13 protein-coding genes and 1 pseudogene are annotated in these 19846 nt (G+C 54.3%); 7 read left to right on the top strand and 7 right to left on the bottom strand.

Annotated features, from left to right (window positions below; translation table 11 throughout):
- Window positions 1-55: 55 nt before the first annotated feature.
- The 3 genes and pseudogenes from P1L41_RS05620 to P1L41_RS05610 all read right to left on the bottom strand — a co-directional run bounded on the left by P1L41_RS05620 (window position 56) and on the right by P1L41_RS05610 (window position 3601).
- Window positions 56-730: a hypothetical protein gene (locus tag P1L41_RS05620; RefSeq protein WP_276297891.1), complete on the bottom strand. Its 675-nt coding sequence runs from the start codon at window positions 728-730 to the stop codon at window positions 56-58.
- Window positions 726-2762: pseudogene (locus P1L41_RS05615) on the bottom strand (hypothetical protein); the annotation flags it as partial. The gene P1L41_RS05620 and the pseudogene P1L41_RS05615, both read right to left, overlap by 5 nt.
- Window positions 2762-3601, bottom strand: a complete 840-nt coding sequence (locus P1L41_RS05610; RefSeq protein WP_276297889.1) for a BrxA family protein — start codon at window positions 3599-3601, stop codon at window positions 2762-2764. The gene P1L41_RS05610 and the pseudogene P1L41_RS05615, both read right to left, overlap by 1 nt.
- Window positions 3602-4003: 402 nt before the next feature.
- Between P1L41_RS05610 and P1L41_RS05605 the strand changes: the two genes are divergently transcribed.
- The gene (locus P1L41_RS05605) at window positions 4004-5839 is read left to right on the top strand and encodes a DUF262 domain-containing protein (protein ID WP_276297888.1); all 1836 of its coding nucleotides are present in this window, start codon (window positions 4004-4006) and stop codon (window positions 5837-5839) included.
- Between the two features lie 167 nt (window positions 5840-6006).
- Here P1L41_RS05605 and P1L41_RS05600 read toward each other — a convergent pair whose 3' ends face one another.
- Complete coding sequence (locus P1L41_RS05600; RefSeq protein ID WP_276297887.1) at window positions 6007-8430, bottom strand: DEAD/DEAH box helicase; 2424 nt, start codon at window positions 8428-8430, stop codon at window positions 6007-6009.
- A 369-nt stretch (window positions 8431-8799) separates the two neighbouring features.
- Between P1L41_RS05600 and P1L41_RS05595 the strand changes: the two genes are divergently transcribed.
- On the top strand, window positions 8800-10056 hold the full coding sequence (locus P1L41_RS05595) for a metallophosphoesterase family protein (protein WP_276297886.1): 1257 nt from the start codon (window positions 8800-8802) through the stop codon (window positions 10054-10056).
- Window positions 10057-10145: 89 nt separating this feature from the next.
- Here P1L41_RS05595 and P1L41_RS05590 read toward each other — a convergent pair whose 3' ends face one another.
- Both P1L41_RS05590 and P1L41_RS05585 read right to left on the bottom strand, forming a co-directional pair.
- Complete coding sequence (locus tag P1L41_RS05590) at window positions 10146-11165, bottom strand: hypothetical protein (protein ID WP_276297885.1); 1020 nt, start codon at window positions 11163-11165, stop codon at window positions 10146-10148.
- Window positions 11166-11275: 110 nt separating this feature from the next.
- Window positions 11276-11680 (bottom strand): hypothetical protein, encoded by a 405-nt coding sequence (locus tag P1L41_RS05585; RefSeq protein ID WP_276297884.1) that lies wholly within the window; start codon window positions 11678-11680, stop codon window positions 11276-11278.
- Between the two features lie 190 nt (window positions 11681-11870).
- Between P1L41_RS05585 and P1L41_RS05580 the strand changes: the two genes are divergently transcribed.
- Window positions 11871-13076, top strand: a complete 1206-nt coding sequence (locus tag P1L41_RS05580) for a competence protein CoiA family protein (protein WP_465260856.1) — start codon at window positions 11871-11873, stop codon at window positions 13074-13076.
- Between the two features lie 35 nt (window positions 13077-13111).
- Here P1L41_RS05580 and P1L41_RS05575 read toward each other — a convergent pair whose 3' ends face one another.
- Entirely contained in the window at window positions 13112-14383 is a 1272-nt protein-coding gene (locus tag P1L41_RS05575) for a GTPase family protein (RefSeq protein ID WP_276297882.1), read from the bottom strand.
- A 224-nt stretch (window positions 14384-14607) separates the two neighbouring features.
- On the opposite strand from P1L41_RS05575, the gene P1L41_RS05570 reads away from it, so the two are divergent.
- From P1L41_RS05570 to P1L41_RS05555, 4 genes are all read left to right on the top strand, one after another.
- Window positions 14608-15060, top strand: a complete 453-nt coding sequence (locus P1L41_RS05570) for a hypothetical protein (protein ID WP_276297881.1) — start codon at window positions 14608-14610, stop codon at window positions 15058-15060.
- 42 nt (window positions 15061-15102) lie between these two features.
- Window positions 15103-15801 carry a rhomboid family intramembrane serine protease gene (locus P1L41_RS05565; protein WP_276297880.1) on the top strand — a complete coding sequence of 233 codons (699 nt, stop codon included), beginning with the start codon at window positions 15103-15105 and terminating at the stop codon, window positions 15799-15801.
- Window positions 15802-15875: 74 nt separating this feature from the next.
- A complete protein-coding gene (locus tag P1L41_RS05560; protein ID WP_276297879.1) occupies window positions 15876-18557 on the top strand; it encodes an McrB family protein in 2682 nt (893 codons plus the stop codon).
- On the top strand, window positions 18550-19839 hold the full coding sequence (locus P1L41_RS05555) for an McrC family protein (protein WP_276297878.1): 1290 nt from the start codon (window positions 18550-18552) through the stop codon (window positions 19837-19839). Before P1L41_RS05560 ends, P1L41_RS05555 begins: the two co-directional genes overlap by 8 nt.
- The last annotated feature ends 7 nt before the right edge of the window (window positions 19840-19846 follow it).

Here is a 19846-nt window from a genome sequence, read left to right as displayed (position 1 = left end):
TCTTCTCAACTAACGCACGTGGTCACGCAATGCTTCATCGGCTATCCACCGGTGGTCACAGCGAGACGTCTTCTTCGATCGTCTCCGTATATGCTCGGTCAATTATTTCAACCAGATCGGGATTAGTGAGCGCTGCTTCCGTGACGGCTTGCGCTAACGTGTGAATGTACGCGTCGAAGAAACTCTCGTGCGCGTCAACCGAAATGTCGTACTCGCCGCGTAACACGTTCGATTTGTTCCCCGTCATGGTGTAGTTTGTGTCGGCGATCGCAGGCCGGACTTCGGATGCTGCTTCAGCAAACCGGTTCGCAAATCCATCGTAGAACGTGTCGTGACCAGACGGAGCGTTCCGCAGATATACGATGAGCGTCTGATCGCGGACCGCCTCGTCTCGGTGCCAGTCTAGCCGGTGGACGAACCCGACTCTCGCGTTCGGTTTCGTCGCATCCGATACCGGACGCCGCTCGTCCAGTTGCGTCCACCACTCTCGCGGGAACACCCACGACCAATCAGACTTCCCCTGTCGGAACGTCCACTGCCGCTGCTCATCACCTACCGGTAGCGACACAGCGACGTACTCGTTCGGTATCTCCGTGTCCTCGATACGCGTCGCATCGTCAAGTTCCTGTGCTAATCGCGTGCCCCACGAATCTTCGAACGACGCCCACTCCTCGTCGAACGCGTCCTCCAGTTCCGTGATGACATCGTAATTCTCGATAAACAGTTCCACCATCTGCTTCAGTTGTCGTCTCGAACCCGACTCCGTCGACGCTGAATTCATACGCAACCGGATACTCGTCCCCGGAGTCGCTGTAGGGAACTGACTCAGGAAGTGGAAGGTCTTGTACGATATCGTCCCACAGATGCTCGTCTAGTGTCTGCAGAATGGCGTCCCATTCGGGTGCCTCCTCTTTTGCCTCGGCTTTCGTGTAGATGATGCGTTCTTCGACCGTTGCGAAGCGATACCGAGCACCGCTTTCGTCTTCATTCGGTCGAATGAATTTCTGCATCCGTTCGAGTGATTTTTCCACTCGGTTCTGAGTGCTGATCCAGGAAGGACCGTTCAAATCAGACATCACGGAGACCGCGATGTTGCCTTCAGTAAGCGGGGCTATTTCGTGGACATGCTGTAGCAGTAGTACTGCTTTCGCCACTTTGAGATCGAACTCTGTCAGCTCGCCCTTCTTCACTTCATCCGCGATGCCACGACTCGCTTCCAATTCACCAATGACTGAATCATCGTCCAGTTCCTCCGGGAGTTCCGACTCCTCTGTCCCTTCGATAACACGCATGTCCTGCGTGAGTATTTCCCGGAGCTCCGGCTTGACAAGTTCGTAGAAGTCAACGAGAGTGATGACATGATCAGGTTCCCCTTCTTCGATCCAGTTCTGCAACAGACTGTGCATAAGCGCCAGAATAGCTCTGGCAGTTCCCGAGAAAATCGATTTCGCCGGGTCATTCGCCTCTTGCCGGAGATTAAACAGGATTTCGAGAAACAGCGGTGCGTGGTACGGGAGGAAGGGATAGTATTTGACGAGCTCTTCGTAGTCAATACTGTCGAGTGGTGGCTTCGTATTCTGTCGGATATCGCTGTAGACCAGCGACTCGGTCGGTTTGACCGTCGCCTCATTGAGCACGTTCCGAACGCGAGTATCTCCGTTTTCCGACTTCTTGAACAGTCGGCGTTTCGCAATGTCGCCGACGTGCTTGCTCGGAAGCTGGTAGCGGTGCGGGAACCGGTCCTTGAGGATGGTAAAGTCTGCCCCGTGGGCTGCGAACTGTGGTTGGACATCCTCGATATCGGCCTGCGCAGTCACGACCATCTGGATGTCACCGCTGTCAATCTCGTCAATATTTTCAGCCAGCGTCTGTAGCTCGGTCAGACGTCCGAAATCAGTGCCAATAAAAAGGCTGACCTCGTCCAAGAGGAGGACTAACTTTACCGGCTTTTCCAGTTCAGCTTCTCTTTCGCTCCGAAGTTCTTCCAGTCGGCTGATGACCTCGTCAGGGTCGATATCGGACGGTTGGAGATCTTCGTAACCGTCACGAATCCCGTTGATTTCCTCGAAAAGCCTCGGGAGTACGACGTTTGCCAGTGTGCCGTATTTTTGAATATCCTTCCAGAGTTCTCCGGACTCCCAATCATATCCGCTCTCAGGAGTTGTGATGTCCTCCAAGATATCCGCTGCATGGGCTTCTCTATCGGACCAGGCGTCTGTCGTCCGAAGCCACTTCTCGAAGTAGGCGACCTCAAGCTGTGACGAGAGTCCGTCGGAGACACCGGTGAGCTGACTGTTTGTGTGGGCATGGTTGAGTATAATCTCGCTAAAACTCCGCTGCTTCTGTCCCTGGTACTTCAGGAGGTTGACCGAGACAGGAATGACACAGTATTCCTCGTGTATTGTTCGCCACTCGTCCTGCAATTGCGCTAATTCATCGTCTTCAGAATCTTCGACGAGGTCTGACCAGACATCCCCGTGCTTGTCAGCTAGCCAGTTAGAGTCGATTAACCCGTCCAGGACAGTCAGGAGGTGGCTTTTCCCGCTCCCGTAGTACCCGTACAGCCAGTAGTTCGAACCGGTTCGCATGTCGTCTGCTTGGCCGAGCATCCGGTCGCCGAAGTCCGTAATGAACCGCTGTGAATCGACAGTGAGGTGGTATGACTGGATAGCTGTCGTGCGATGGTCATCCTGATCGCGGTCGATACGGACGGATTCTTCGAAATCGTCAGGCAGATCTTCAAACCAGTCTTCGTCTCGCATCAGATATCGACCTCCTGGTCAACCCACGAGTAAGGACTGTCGGTAGGTTGCAACTGCAACTCTCCATGAAGGTCAAGATACTCCCATGCACCAGTGTTGGCAGTGCGGTCGTAGAGTTCCTGCCACCGGTCCTCCGGTTGGAGGAGATAGAGGAGACCAGTCGGTGATTCGAGCCAGTTGTCCTCGTCTTCTTCGTACGAATATCCTATTGAGATCAGTAGCGGGACCTTCCCTATCGAGGGCGGTTCTCCAGCGACTGCCTGTTGATTCTCCAAAACGCCGATTTTACGCATGACAGCTCTGAATCCCTCACACCAACGTTCTGTTGTCGAATCAGCGTAGTCGAACGCTGACCCATCTGCATACTCGAACTGGCTCAGTATCGATGTGAGTGTCTCGTTCGAGAAATCCAGCGCATTGGGCCGATTTTCCAAGAGCTGCTCGACGTACGTGTGTACGGTATAGCGAACAAGAGGGTCATCGGCAATGAGATACAAGTAGAGTACTTGCGCTTTGTCCTGTATTGTCGAACATTTATCGAACACCAAAGGCAGGTCACGAGGGTTTGGAAGGCTAGACGGAGCGTTTTTGAATCGGGATGTGAGAACGCGATATATTTTCTGCGAACTCCCCCTTGTACTGCGGTTTGAGAGCCGTTCCTCGAACCACACGTTTCTAACTTCATTCCAGTTTCCGTGCTCACGATACAGCTGAGCAAGTTCTTCAGCTCGCTCAACCAGGAGCCCACACATTGTGAGATCCATGTTCACTTCTGCGGAAGATAACCGCTGAGAGACAGGCGGCAAAGAAATCTTTCCACCATCCGGAGCAGGATCCATACAACTCTTGAGTCAAGCGACCCACTTTACTATTTGTCATCAGGGTGAGTGAGCAACTACCAGACCGGACTCATCGCACCGAAGCTGTTCTGAAGCCATACCAGTCTGTGTGTAATATTCCTATACTTCGTTGAAATGTTTGAAGCAGACAATTCTAGATACGCCGCCAATTGCGTTCGAGTCGCTTCTGGCGGAGCTGTAGCGTGAGTATAGGGATCTGGTGGATAAATCCGAACTCAAAGAGATCTCGAATCACCTTGGAAGCATTGACTGGTCGACCACATTCTTTAGATGATGAACAAGGAGTCCTGAACCCGTATTATTCTCACAGCAACGCAGTCTTCGATCTTGGTTAATCGTGTGTACCATTTATACCTAAGTCACAGAAAGAGTGACTCATCGATGAAAGCGGACACACTGGATCTGAAGGACATCTTCCGGAAGGACACTCGGTATGTCGTCCCGAGGTTTCAGCGGCCGTACGTCTGGAATCAGGACGAGCATTGGCAGCTACTGTGGGAGGATCTCCGGCTTGTTGTCGACGAGCTGATGGAGCGCCAGGCTGAGGCCACCGACCAGTTTGAACGGGATGAAGCTCAACTGGAGACTTCGCCGCATTTCCTCGGCGCAATCGTCCTCGATCAGCAGTCGACGCCGACGCAGAAGTTGGAGACGCGTGAAATTATCGACGGGCAACAGCGCCTCATAACGCTCCAGGTACTTCTCTCGGCTGCACACTCAGTTGCCACGGAGTTCGGGGACGAGGAGTCGGCATCGATGTTTGAGAAGCTGATGTATAACGATGCGGACCTAATTCGGGATGATCGTCACCGACTGAAGGTGTGGCCCATCGAAGCTGACCAGGAAGCGTTCACGGACGTAATGTCTCTTTCTGATCCCGAGTCAAAAGTGACTGAGCTCGACGGCGGTGAGATTCTCCACGAGTGTTTTGAGTTCTTCAGCGATCAGATACGTGATTGGGCCGAGGACGGACCGGAGTCACCGGCAGACCATCTTGATGCCTTGGTGACGACGATGTGGAAGTTGCTTCGCGTTGTTGTTATCGACCTCGAATCGAACGACGACGCGCAGGTCATCTTCGAGACGCTGAACGCTCGCGGGACGCCGTTGCTCGCTGCAGATCTGATCAAGAACTACTTGTTCCGGGAGGCGACGCTCGAAGAGAACGATCCTGGTGAACTCCACGACGAGTACTGGAGGCAGTTCGATGAGGACGAGTGGCGCGTCGAAGTCTCGCAGGGTCGACTGGAACGCCCGAAGATAGACGTGTTCATTATGCATTGGCTCACGATGCAGATGGGCCAGCAGGTCCGCGCGAAGAAACTGTTCCCGGCGTTCCGGAAGTTCCTCGACCGCACAGACCTTTCGACCGAGGAGATCCTGCAGAACTTCGACTACTACGCGTCAATCTACGAGGAACTGACCGAACCGGACCAGCAGTCCCGGCAAGGCGTGTTCCTCCAGCGGCTGGACGTGCTCGATACGACGACGCCGTTCCCGGTGCTCTTGTACCTCTTCGGGCAGGAGGCCGTGCCGGACGAACAGCGGGTCAAGGCCGTCGAAGCTATCGAGAGTTGGCTGATGCGGCGGATGCTTTGCCGGCTGACCTCGAAGAACTACAACAAGATATTCATCGAACTGCTGGAAGAACTGAAGGTAGCCGACGATGAACATATCGGCGACGCTGTTGTGGACTTCCTCCAGAGTCGGGACGGACAGAGCGACTACTGGCCCACCGACGATGACCTCTCTAACGCGATGGTGAATCAGCAGTACTGGTCGAGAATCAATCAACGCCGGCTGAAGATGGTTTTCTCCGCGATCGAGCGTGAACTCCGCGATACGGGGTACAGTGAAACGCTGGAAATAACGCAAGACCTCGAAATCGAGCACATCCTGCCACAGGATTGGGAACTCCACTGGTCGCTGCCGGGGGAGCAGCCTGCGGAGGTCGAGCGGATCGAGCGTGACGAAATCAAGAACACCATCGGGAATCTGACTATCCTGACAGACAAACTCAACCCCTCTATTTCGAATGCAGCGTGGGAGGACAAGCGCGAGGCGATTCAAGATCACACTGTATTGCTGCTTAACCGGTATCTCGTCGACACGTGGCCCGAAGAGTGGAACGAAGAGACCATAGCCGAGCGCGGTGCGTGGCTCGCAGAACAAGCGAGCGATGTCTGGCTTGAACCTGACGCACCACGGTGGTCCTGAGAGGAACATCTGGCACGCCGTGGTCAGTCCGACGAGTTATCGTATAAATACGGTTTGATGCACTGCGTGATGCAACACCAATGGCATAACGAATGTAGTGCGCGGCTCGTTACTGAGGAGGGTGATTTCTCGTTCAGATGTGGTTTCGCCGACTGATTTGTAATCGGCTACGCGTGCTTCCCGGTGGTCCAGATACTTGTTTGCCAGTCGAAGATTGCGCCGTGTTGTTCGGTGTAGCGGATGAATTTCGTGAGCATGTTTCCCATTGGTGCGTTCGCTTTGATTTCATCGCGGTTCCCGAGCATGATGAAGCGTTGTTTCGGGCGGGTGGTGGCGACGTTGAATCGGTTTTTGTTTCCGGCGAATCGCATACCGCTCGTTTCGGTGTTGACGGTGCTGAAGATGATTGTGTCGCGTTCGCGGCCTTGGAACCCGTCGACGGTTGAGACTTCGAGGTCGCTGTATTCGGGGAGTGCGTCGTCGATCAGACTTCGCTGTCCGCGGTATGGGGTGATGACGCCGAGTTCTGCCTCGGGGACCACGTCTTGCCGAATGAAGTGCGTGACTAGATCTTCAACAGCGTCGATTTCGGCTTCATTTATTGTGCCGCTGAAGCGTCGTCGCCACGCTTCTTCGCCTGGCACGTTGACGAAGACGACTGGTGGGCCGTCGGCGATTGCGGCTGGTTTTGAATCGATTTCTGTTGGCGGGGTCCAATCAGTGTGTTCCGGGTATGAACTGTCGGTTTTGATGTTGTCGTTGTAGACGTGGGTTTGTGCGAAGCCGATGATGTCTTCGTGGCTTCGGTAGTGGTGTTGGAGCCAGCGTTCGATGTCGTACCGGTCTCTGAGGAATGTGAAGAGGGATGCGCCGCGTGGTGGGCTGCCGTCGGATGTGGATGCGGTTTTGATGACTGGTTGGAGTTGGTTGTGGTCGCCGACGATGACCCATTTCTTCGCGTTGACCATGCCGAGCAGGCCTAATGGAACGGAGATTTGACTGGCTTCGTCGATGACGACGGTGTCGAAGTTGATGTCTGCGAGGCCGCCGAGTTGTGAGCGGATGATTGTGGCACCGGTTATGTCGGCGTTTTGTATGGAGATGGCTTCGGCACTGTCCTGCAGATCTTGGATATTCCGTTGGATTTCGGTCAGTTGTGCTTGTTTCGCGTCCACCTGCGCGCCGTTTTTGAGATTGCTGATGCTGTCCTTGAGTTCCTCCACTTTTTCCAGGACTCTGTTGACAGTGTCATTGTTGCTGTTTTCCAGTGCCTTCGAGAGCATCAGCTCCATGGATCCTTTGGAGAGTTTCTCTGGCCGGCCGACGCGAACGACCTGGTGGTCGCCGTTGCTGGCGAGTTTTTCAATGACGTTGTCGACCGCGATGTTGGTGTGAGAGGTCACTAGCACTCGTTCGCCAGTGGCGGCGAGTTCTTCTGCTGCTTTGGCGATGACTTCTGTTTTTCCTGAGCCCGGGGGTCCGACGACAAGCGAGAGATCTCCTTCAGTAAGTCCGAGAATCTTGGCAATGACTTTCTTCTGTGAGTCATCTAACTCGAATCCTTCGAGGCTCTGCCACGTGGTTGGGCGTTCTGGTTCTGGCTCGTCGATGGTCTGTTGATCTAAGGTTTCGATTAGACGCGGGGCGTTCGAAGCGAGTTTCGAGACCGTGCGGTCATCACTGGAGGTCTCCCAATTGCGGAATCCGCGGCGGGTTTCGAGGAGGAATCCGGCCTGTTGCGTGGTGGCGATACTGGACTCTGAACTGCAGATCGTGATTGTCTGTCCTTCAGCCAGTCCAGTCGCCGATGAGTGTCCGTAATCGATGTGGATGTCTTTGTGGTCTGTGTTGACGATGCGCCCGAGGCTGTCGAGTCCTGAGTTCGTAATCGACCCGACGCGACTCCCCGCTTCAACCCATCCAGGGAGCGACGTGTCTGCCCGCACGATCAGGAAATTGCTGGCTCTGTTCTGGCGAAGGACTGTCACATCCATTTGCTGCCGCCATCTGGCATTCCCCTCTTCTTCACCTTCAGCGTAGACGAGTGCTGGCCACCCTGGAAACCGTGCGTCACACGCATCACACCGGTACTGGAACGGCTCGTCTAGCTCGGCCCCGCAACTATCGCAGTGCGTGTAGGTGGGTGTGTCCGCAGTATGTGCCTTTTCGATACGTTTCAGCTCCATTTTGTGCGCAGCGAAATACGACGCAACGCGATCGACTTCCGATGAAATTGCGGGGGTATGGACAGTGTCAACCAGATAATCTCGAATATGCGAAGCCAGAAGGGCGAAACCAGTCTTGGTATCGGTGTCAGTACGTTCGACAACCTCGTGGCCAACACATCTGATAGTCGCTGCAATAGCTGCATCTGATCCATATGTTTCCTTGCAGAATTCAATGCCTTCCGTAGGGTAGTTCTTGAGCCATGTACGCCGTGTTCCGACCTCATCCAGGATCTCGACATCTAGATACGGCGGCTGATTCGCAACGAGATACCCACCGTCGGCGAGAATATTAATCAGATGCATCGTCTCGCTCGGAACATCTAACTCTCGACCAATCTCCTGATAGACTCTCCAAGGAACCATACACATCTCCTCCCCGCTATACGTAAATAACTCATCAGCCGCTTGTTATCGTTGATAACCCCACGCAATGTTGCCTACCACAACACAAAGTCGATTCGCAAGACTTGACAGATTGGTACTGACAAGTGCGAGATGAACAAACACCTGTGCGAAGCGGTAAAGCGTCGTTGACACTGCAATCGAAGTCTTGTCCCTGTGGAGCCGGTCTGGCCGAATAAACTGCGAGTTCCGAATAAGGTCAATAGCGGGCAGTTATGTGGTGAGTTTGGTGGGAAACCCTGTGTGTTGATGAGGTTGCGTACGGTTGTGGGCGTGAGAGTTGGTTTCTACGTGGGCAATGAATTAGTTGAATTATACGATAGCCTCTCAGTGGTGTACAAATCGGTACCGTCGAATGCGGCGTCGGAATGGAAGGAGGCGTTGAAATCGGTGCTGTATGGTGGGACATTGTTGGCTGCTGATGCAGTGTGCTACGCGGAACAGCAACGTGATCGGAATGATGTGACGCGGAAAGAGTACGCGCGGTTGCACGGGGAGCATGACCGCGTGACGGAGTTTTCCGGAATTACTGTGGCTGAACCACGCACAGAAGACGAACAGTACCTGCCGTCTGGTGCGGTGGTACCGGTCGCACCAGAATCGGGTACGGTGCTGCCGGTTGCGGTATCGGCGGATGAGGTGGAGTGGACGATTTCGCTGCTGGCTGAGTTCCCGGTTGAACCGGCGGCTGACACTCCGGGGACGGGCGCAACTGCGTTACTGGAGCCGTCCAGAGTGGCGGCAGCGAAGCGTGCGTTGGCGGCGGATTCCGAGGATGTGACGGTGTTGTTTGTGAGTGATACGCATCTTGGGTTTGAAAACCGAGCAGACAATGAGAGCGGGAAGGAAGTCCCGTGGATTGAGGAAATTACGAGTCGAATGACGTTTTCGCGGATTGCAGACATCGCGCTGGCTCAGGATGTGGATGCGGTTATTCACACGGGGGATATCCTGGACCATGAGGTGGGGGAGATTACGCTCGACGCCGCCGAGGCGGCGTTGCACACACTGTCTATGGAGGGGATTCCAGTGTACTGTATTATCGGGTCCCATGATCACGGATCGAAGCACCCGTCTAATCCCGGGTCTGTTGATGGTGTGGCGTGGTTGCAACGGCAAGTTGAGCAGGGGTATTTGGCGGAGTTAACGATGAGTCCAACGCGAGTTGCTGACAGTCCGGTTGATGCGTACGGTATCTCTGCGAGTAACGTCGGTATTGACGATGTCGGGAAAGGACTTGACTGGAGTTTCGCAGAGATCGCGTTCGGTGCCGCTACGCCGGGGCCGAATATCTTGTGCCTGCACGAATCAACGTCGCTGTATCGAGGGCAAGATGGTGACGTTGATGTCGATGAACTACTCGCCCAATCACGCGTGCAGTTCGACTGCGTCCTCATCGGAGACGAGCACAGCCCGAAAGACGACGATTTCGAGACCGGGTACGCGTTCGAAACTGCCGACGGAACACCGGTCCACTACACTGGCCCGGCAATCCGTCTGAATGAAGCGTACGAAAACCACGACGCGTTCGTGACTGAACTCACGATTTCTTCTGATAGTATTACCACGGCGCGTCACAGCGTATAATGGGTGCTGGCGGAGCAAGAGGGGAGAAATTGGATACTGTCGTGTCGCGTATCAGGAGCAGGGGGGTGAGTAGCGATGATTGGTGCTGTTCAGAGCTTCTTGCCCGATAGTAAGTCGTTTTTTGTGCCTGCGGGGCCGCCAGATACTTTCGGGATTCCGCCGGAGTTTGAGGTTGACCCGGTACTGGTTCCGGATTTTCGTCGTGATGTTCGTTTTGATTTTGGGTTCGGTTTGAATGTCTTGCTGTTCCGCGAGCTGGTTAAGGAGGTTGACTGGTCTTCGAGTTGTCCAACGGCTGTGTTCGTCTTGACGTCGGTAATCTCTAGCAGGACAGTAGCGCCATCCTTAATTTCGTCGTCAAGCTTGATTGCTTGCAGATCGTACCCATCGATGTAGACAAACCCCTCTTCTTTCGAGGCGTCGTGAACTTGGATGTGCTGGCCTTCGGTCAACGGGATGGCATCGTCACGCTGGAGTGTCCTTTGTCCGTTCTCATCGGACTCATAGGGGAACGTGTAGGGCTTGTCCGTGCCCCCTTTCGAGCACAAGTTTCCATCGGCGTAGTACGCTACTGCGGTTTCTCCGACGGTCCCGTTCTGGACGTGGATGTGATTGGGCTCCGCGTCGACTGGTTCAGCGATAATATTCCCTGAACCGCTAATTCGGTCCACGGTTACCTTCATCAGATTTTCCTTGGGGATACTGTTCTCTTCCGTTGACGAGTCGCTGGAAGCTGACGCTTGATCGTCCTCATCAGTAGGATTTGAATCAGCGTCAGTGTATAGCGGTGTGTCGTATGAGTCAATCTCTGCGGCGGCCATGCTGGTTAAAATACGGACGACGTCTTGGATGGCTTCGGCGTGCAGTTCTAGGTCCCCTGGTGCAGCGCCGGTCTGAGCGAACGTCTCGATATCTTCGCTGAGAGCTTGTAACGAATCTAATGCGACGCCGAGTCCCCCTGCAGTTCCAGCTTTACTCGTGGCGAAGTCAGCAAACTCGATTAAATCGATATCCTGCCCATTGGCGAGGCCTCGTTCCTCATCCGCCATCGAGATCGGTGGGACACAAACCTCAACAACATCGTCAATTTCTCCATCCTCGCTAGACATTGTGCTTACATATCAGGCTCGCCGGTTATAATCATACACGTCGCGTCAATCTATCACATGGAAATGAGAGGACCACTAAGTCAATGGTTCCGAGACGTGATGGGAATTACTCATCTGTCTGTTCGGAGGAATTTTCGCTTGGGTTTTTCTTTGGAGGTTTTGGGTGCGCCGTGGGTTTTCGGGTCGAATTTCCTGTCGTCGACGGATTGCGTGGCGGATTTTTCGCTGCGGGAGGCGGTTGCTGAGTTGCCGTCGTGGTGGATCGGAATGTTCGGTGTCGAGTCGTGATTGTGATGGGTCCCGTCCGGGGCGTGGCTGAGGAGATTAGCTAAATGATGGTCTCGATTTGTGGATTGGATACTAAATTTCAGATTATCACCCTCGTCGATTTGCTTCCCGTCGCGCGCTTTGACAACGATTCGTTTCGTTGCCTGCGGTAGCATCACGATCGGGTTCCCGGAATTCGTAAAGTCAGAAACAGTGCCAGTGTGTGTTCCGTTTACTGAGATACCCACGATAACCAATATACTCACGTAACCGTCATATGTTTTTGGGTACCAATAACATGCGAGTGAAAACTACTTTTGACGTGCCGTTTGATTAGGTGACCTGATGCCGTTTATTGGGGTCCGTGGTAACCGACCGGTGTTACCGTTGGAAGTGGCTGATGATGGGTTTGTGTGGTGCCCAAGTTGTGAGGCAAAAATGAAGGTTCGGGAGGGTGAGGCGGTTGCGCGGCATTTCTATCATGTCCCGGTTGATGCGGAGTGTGGTGGTGAATCGGCGATGCACATTGAGATGAAGCATATTGCGGCGCAGAAGTTGCTTGAGCAGTATCCTGACGCGGAAGTGTCGTTTGAACATTCGATGGTGGATGGGCAGCGACGGGCTGATATTCGCGTATTGTTTGTGGAGCCAGATTCACAGCTTGGTCGCGGGATTGCTGTCGAAGTGCAACATCACCATCAGCGGAAGTCTGTAAAGGACGTGACTGAGGATTATCTGAGTGCAGGGTTCAGCGTGTTGTGGTTGTCTAAGGCGGATTACGAGGGGAGTCATCCCGGGTATGAGGATGTGACGTTGACAGACCCGGTACCAGTGTGGTTGTATGCTGTGCCGCAACCGATAGAAGAGGATTCTCGACCGGGTGAAACGGCTGACTGGTCTGTGCAGGTGACTGAGCAAGAATTGGCGGTATACTTAGAGGATACGCAAATTGGGCAACAGGCACTTACGGACTATGGAGATGATGCAGACACCGACGCATCTGAATCACGAGAGCCGACGTGGTCGTTGGAAAGAGAAGTATCGCTTTCGCTCGCTCCGGAAGACAATGCAACAGGACGGTTAGTGAACGAGATTTTTCGGCGAGTACTGTCCGAGTGGGTGTGCGAATCCGATCTGAACGAGGTTGCGCATGAGTATCAAGAGTCGGCGAGAGCTGCCGAGAGGCACTGCTATCTTGACGAGTGGTTTTCGGGTGGGGACCGAGACTCGTTCACCATAGAACTCCTTGTTACGCCGACCGGTGAGCCCGTGAACTTGTCAGTTGAAACGAGACGGATCGGTGAGGCACTTACCGTACCTATTGAACCTGGATTCCACGAAGTATTCACGGAACTCGTACTCACATTGTGTACTGAGATAGCGTTTGTTTCAGAGCGAATCCCGCCAGGTTCCGGGGGGCAGGATATCTGGTCGCACAAAGTAGCCACAGGTGCACAACCAGTCACGTGTTCGATTACGAGAATGCATGATGAATCAGTAGTTCTGTCTCTTCATCAGTCTCGAACACAATCCGAGCTTGAGACAAGGGTGTCCGTACAGTTTCTCCCGGCGGATATTCAGGGGCTTCTTGAATTATGTTCCCGGCTACGAGTCCATACTGATACCGCTGGTGCATTGCCGTAACACCGGTATCGCACCGCTCTGTGGGGCAATGGTTCTCACTTCGATTTGAATTCTCCGCTGAACTGTTTCTTTCCTTTGGTGAAGAATTCGGAGGGTTTGACGACGTTGTCGTTGAAGAAGTATTCTTCGGCGGAGCGGCCGATGGCCCATGTGGTCCCGGCGGCGACACCGCCTGAGACTATTTGCCCGGCTACGGGGAGGAATTGCGCGAGTGAGCGAGCGAGTTCGCGGGCGGCGAGGCCAGTGACTGTGGTGCTGCCCATCGCAGTTAAGTAATCCTGAACGGTGGCGAACTCGAATTTGCGGCAGGAGAACCCGCCGATGACGCCGACGAGGAGGAGTTGCAGTGGAGTGAGAACTGCGATGTCTGCGATGGGTGAGGGTGTCCCGCCAATGTTGCCGGCGATGAGTGAAAATCTGTTCGTGTAGTCGCGTGACATGCGTCGCATTAGCTGGTCGCGCTGTTGGGCTTGCATGAACTGCAGGCGCGCGTCATCTGGTAAAAAATCGCCGATCAACCAGGACAATGTGTCGACGTTCCAATATGTGTCTTCCCGCAGGCACAGCGGAATAACGCCGATGTGAGTGTCGGAGTCGAATTCATACCCGTGAAATGGGAGTTTGTCTGCAAGCGTCGATTTGTGTTCGATATCTAATACTCGGGCGACGAAATCCAGGTTGTCTTTGATGTCGTGTGCCAGCGCGTTGTTCTTGTCTGGTGGCCACAGCCCGCCAGGGGACATGTGCATATCGACTTTATTGAGGCAGTAGACAACGGGTGGGAACGCGTCACCGAGTTCGTCTCGAAGCTGTTGGACGGCTTTGAAGTCTTCTTGCCCTGCGCGGACTTGGTCCGGAGTGACGACGTGCAGGAGAATATCTGGTCGGTACTCCTGCAAGTCGTCTTTCATTAGAGACACTGTGTCAGCCGGGACGTCGCCATCGGGCGAGACGGTTTCAAACAGGCCGCGTGAGTCAACGACTTCCCATGTCGCGTGTTGCTCGGGGAAAGAAATGTTGTACAGCTCAGAATCTATTGTCGTCGGCTCGACAGTTCCGACGTCAGCAACCGGGTCGTCCTTGTTGGCGAGTGCGTTGATGAGTGAGGATTTTCCGGCTCCGGACCGGCCAAATAAGTATAATCGCGGTGAGCGAGAGTCCTCAACTAAATCTTCTATTTCACCGAAGGCTTCACCAAAGACTTGGTTGATGACGTACTGTCGGTTCTCGTCTTTGAGCGGTGCCCATTCGATAATATCGTCGACAATTTTGCGGTAGTGAGTAATCTTCTCTGGATCGATCGCCATTATCAGTAATGGCATATCAAACATTAATAAATTACCTGTGATGGCATGGTCTGCTTTCCGAACGATTTGTTTTTCTCGACTAGTATCCGCTTCGGGATTAAGAATATTATAAGCGCAAATTCACCGACTAAATCTTCTCGCTGATCGTTTCAAGTACGCGCGGGCTTGTCCTCTGGTAACCTACAGCCTTGGTGTTTATGAGGGAGCTATACCGTGGGTTATGAGTGTACGAGTCGGATGCGCAGGAACGGGTGGCTGACATCGTTATTACTGAAAATCCAGCGGATGTGACGGCTGCGATTTCCGATAGTGAGCTTGCGGTGATTCTCCAGGCAGGGGAGTATGATGCTGCGTACACTGCTGAGGAGGCGCGTGAGTTCACGAGGAGTATGTTGAGTATTTATCATCAGCGCGGATGGGGGGAGGACATGATTCCGGCGGCAGATTACATCCAGGACCTTGCTGACGTGGTAGACGACGAACTGACACTTGACGCTGTTGAGGAGAAGTGGGATTACGAGGGAGAGATGGGATCTGGCAGTACGTTTGGTGTTTTCGATGAGTATGATGGCGGGCCATACATGTCGTTTGCAAAGCGAGAAGTTGCAAAGCGATTTTGTGCAGACTGGAATGAGTTACCCGACCCAATCAGATATCACGTCGAAAATCTTTCGTGAGTAATACGCATATCAGGTGACAGTTTTATTTCACCCGCGTTTATGCGGTATCAGTACATACATTGGGGTATCGTTGATAGTCTCCTCGGTGCACTTCGCCGGCTGCTGACTGTTGAGAACATTGTTTCGGAATTACGGGAGCACGTCGTGACGACTGGTCTCTTGGCTGTTTTCTTCCTAATGGTGATGATCGAGACGGTTGTTGCGTTTGGGGCTGGTGGGGCTGCGTATCAGTACTGGTTTGCTGCGACTACCGAGTTGACGCCGGGGCTCTTATCGGTGATTGTGAGTCACAGCGTGGTTCCAGGGTATCGTCTGCACGTGGTTGGGAATGGCGTGTTGTTATTTGTATTCGGGCGCGTTGTGGAAGAGCAGTGCTCTCGTGCGAGGTACGTGCTTCTTTTTGTGGTGTTCGGGTACGTCACGACAATCGCTCAGTTGGGATTTCTCGTCGTGACCGGTAGCAATAATCCGTCTGTGTTAGGGGCAAGTGGGAGTATCACTGCATTCGCAGCAATTACTGCTGTCTGGACGGGTGCCGGTCTATACAGGGACAATGTTAGCGACGCTGAAGCCAGTATTCTCTTATTGGCGACCGCACTCGGATTCATTTTGTGGTGGCTGCTTGAGTTGCTGATTCCCGAATTTGGCGGTCCGCAAACAGGGTCAGTATCGCATACGGTGGGGATTTTGCTCGGAGTCCTGTATGGGGTAGCGACGGTCCGAGACGTGTTGCGTTGAGTGGTAGTTCCTGAACTAATACTTGGTTTGCAGGAGTAGTTTTATCAGCGACTGTAAGGGTGTATAGTGGTACGATGGTTGATTCGTCAAGTGAGGAGTTAGTTGCGGCGTATCTTGCGGATCGGGAGTGGGATGAGCAACGAGTGCCGGTGGTGAAGACGGCCGGGATTGTACAGGATCTTGCGGCAGTGCTGCTTGAGGCGGGGGAGCTTGGGCAGCAGGAGTTGACGGCGTTGTATCGGGTGTGTATGAATAATAGTACGTACCCGGTGTCGAGCAAGCGCGGTGAGATTGATGAGTTAGATATTCCAGGCGAGGTGAAGAGGGATTTGAAAGAACGTCTTGCTGAGGAGGTTGGGACCGTCGGGGGGTTGTTGTTCCCGATCGAGGTGCCGGCTGAGCAAACCGAAGCGGTGACAGAGTGTTTTGACACGCTTGTGACGTCGGAGGACCCGGAGGCGTGGGATGATGCGGTTCGCCGGTTGGCTGAGCTTGACCTGCCGAATGTGAAGTGTGGGAAACTCTCGCCGATTCTCTCGTATCTGCATCCGGAGTATTACCCGGTCGTGAATACGATGTCACGGACTGGTCTGGCGGAGTACTTCGATGAAGACGTGTCGAATGCAGTTTCTGAGTTCCCGGAGACGGCTGCAAGGTACCGGTCAGTTCGAGATGATTACGGATTCGAGGCGAACTTCCGTGACTTGGATTACTTTTTCGTGTGGGCGAACGATCGAGAGGGAGAACGGGGTGGCGTAACGCTGGAGGGTGAGCGGTCGTATTTTTGGGTGAATCAGTCGAACCAATCTGAAATTGAGGACGAGTATCTACGGGCGAAAGTGGACGATGTGTGGCATCACGAGCTTGGGGAATTGGCCGACGGTGATGTGGTGTTCCACAATTTTAACGATGAGTTGGTCGGCCTCTCGACGGTAACGGGGACACCGACCCGGTACGAGTTCAGAGATGAGGAGTATCATCGCGTCCCGGTTGATTTCGAGTGGTTCGCTGATTCAGTGCCTGTCGATACGGAGTTAAAGCAATCGCTGGATACGCCGGAGTGGCATCAGAAGTACTACCCGATCGATTCGAACGGGAATCTGAAGCAAGCATACCTGTCACAGTTGTCGTTAGCGGCTGCAGAGTACCTGCTGGATACCGGTGAAGCGTGGAATCTAATCAAATCGCCTAAGCCCGATGAGCCGGGTGAAGAGATTCCCGAAGCACCTGATCAGGCGGCTGAGATTGAACGGCAGTTACTGGAAAAGAAGCAAGTCGTGTTCTACGGGCCGCCAGGGACGGGGAAGACGTACACGGCGGAGCGCTTCGCCAAGTGGTGGGTAGGGCAGCAGGACGGTGGTGACGCGGTGTCTGACCGGGTTGCGACGGTGACGTTCCACCCGTCGTTCACGTACGAGGATTTCGTCGAAGGGTTGAGTGCGAAGACGGACGACGATGGGCAGGTAGCGTATGAGGTGCAGGACGGCGCGTTGAAGCGGATGCAGACGGTGGCGATGGCTGCGTACGAACGGGCGGTCGAAGCCGGCACAGAACCGGACCGGTACGTGCTAATTATCGACGAGATCAACCGCGGGAACCTCGCACAGATCTTCGGTGAAGTCATCACGTTGTTAGAGGCCGATAAGCGCGGGTCGTTCGACGTGGAGTTGGCACACTCAGGTGAGACGTTTACGCTCCCGCCGAATCTGTACGTGATTGGAACGATGAACACGGCGGATCAATCGATCGCGCTGGTGGATACGGCGCTTCGCCGCCGGTTCCGGTTCGTAGACTTCCCACCGGACCTCGATATCGTGTGGGAAGAAGACGGCATGGTCGCTGCGGATCCGCGCTCAGCGGTCATGCAACCGAACGAAGACGTGTCGCGCCGAGAGCAATTACTCGGGGTGAGCGTCTTAGCAGTTGAAACGCTGAACGAACGGATTTTACGCGCACCGGAACTCGGGAAAGGGAAGCAACTCGGGCACACGTACTTGCTCGGGCACGACTCGGCGACGGACGTCGTGGACGCATGGCGGTACGATATCCTCCCGCAACTGGAGGAGTATTATTTCGGGCAGTTTGACCGACTGCGAGATGAATTGTTGACTGAGACCGGGGAGCGACTCGTCCAGTGGGACGCCGAGAAGATCCAGTCGTTTGACGCGGCAGACCTGTACACTGCGCTCTGCCAGTTGGCTGGTATCGAAGATCCAGTCCCGCTGGCTGCGGCACCTGTCGAAACGATCGCTGATGGGACCGGTGTTTCACGGGGTATCGAAGCGTGGCGGGAAAGCAACAAGTCGGTGGAAGCGTTTCGTGAACTTATCACGTCCACGTTAGACGAGACAGAGCATGCCCGTGCAGAACGGTTATTGACGGCTGGTGAAGAGATTGGACGGCTCGATACGGGCGGTGGGGATCACAATGTGACTGCTCAATTGAAAACGGATCTCATAGACCCTGGTGTTGGTCTCATACAGCTCAACCAAGATGGGAAACTGAAGTTCAGGTTGGATTGGATCGCTGGTCGAGACGAGAACGGGCTGACGGCTGAGTTCGTCGACGAAGCAGCGAGAGTCTTCGACGAGATCGACGCGTACTCGTACGAGCGACGCCCCGACCCGGGCGACGGCGAGAAGGAATTCGTTGTGTCGAATATCCAGATTGCCGATCTCTCTGAGGATGAAATGGATATCTTAGTGGAGGGATACGAGACATTCGCACAGCGAGCAGACGAGTTCCAGCATGGCTGAGTTATCACAGATCAGTTTCGTCGGGTCGCCGGTGCAGACGAGCGGGGCGGTTGAGACGGTGCCGCCGTCGAATCCGCTGGTGTTAGCGGAACACGAGGAGTCCGACCCGTTCGAGATTAGTGCGGACGACGCGGCGTTTCTCGACCGGCTCGGTGAGGTACACGAGTCCAGTCCGCTCGACGTCTCGTACACGAGTGACGGGCAAGCGATTGTGAGTAGCGGCTCGTACGTTGGTGTTCTGACGTTGCCGAGCGGGGTGCAGATTGAGGTGTCGCCGAAGCAGTCGGTGACGCGGTTACTGTGGGCACTACAGTATGCGTTTGACACGCCGGTCGATTCGGTGGGGCAGGAAACGGAGTTCGCTACAGCATCGTCGTTTTTCGATGCGATCGGCGTCTTGTTCCTGACGGAGCTCAAGACTGTCCTTGATCAGGGACTGCACCGGGATTACGTGCGAACGCAGGCTGTCCAAGACAATGTTCGTGGGCGGATTAACGTGCAACGCCAGTTACAGCGGCCGGATCCGACACCGACTGATTTCGCCGTCGAGTACGACGAATTCACCACGGACACCGTGTTGAATCGCGCTGTGCTTGCCGCTGTCCGCGTGCTGACCGGGTTAGTCCGTGATAGTGAGTTAGCAGGGCAACTCCGACATCAAGAACAACGGCTTCGGCAGTTTACGACCGTAGAACCAGTGCCGCTTGAGGCCGTCGAGCGAATCGAGTTGTCGCGGTTGAACGAGCATTACGAGGTCCTGTTAGATCTGACGCGAACAGTGCTGGCGCGGGAGTTCTTCGAGGATATTAGTGCGGGGACGAACCGTTCACTGGCATTGTTCGTGAATATGAACGAGGTCTTCGAGCGGCTCGTCGAGCGGGCGTTCCGAGCTGCCGCGAAAGACATCGGCGGGCTCACTGTCGAAGGGCAGGCATCGATTCAGAATATCATCGACGGACCACACGCTGTCTCGATGCAGCCCGACGTGCTCGTCAGGCATGATGACGGCACGCCGGCGACTGTTATTGACGCCAAGTGGAAGACCGGGGCGAGGTCCTCCGGCGACGTGTACCAACTCACATCGTATATTCTCGCGCTGGACACGTGCGGTGCACTCGTGTATCCCGGCCATAGTGAGCACGGCGGTGAAGAATCGACGGTGATGAACGAGTACTTGCTTCGCTCTGTCGAGTTAGCTACGAACGCGGAGGCTCCGTCGTATAGCGACTATGTCGACGTGTTAGAGGACAGCGCACACCGTTACCTAACTGAAATCCTTTAGCAACGGG

Source organism: Haloarcula ordinaria (assembly GCF_029338275.1).
GTDB lineage: Archaea > Halobacteriota > Halobacteria > Halobacteriales > Haloarculaceae > Haloarcula > Haloarcula ordinaria.
The sequence above is the reverse complement of the archived record's forward strand: the minus strand, read 5'-3'. Positions and strand labels throughout refer to the sequence as shown.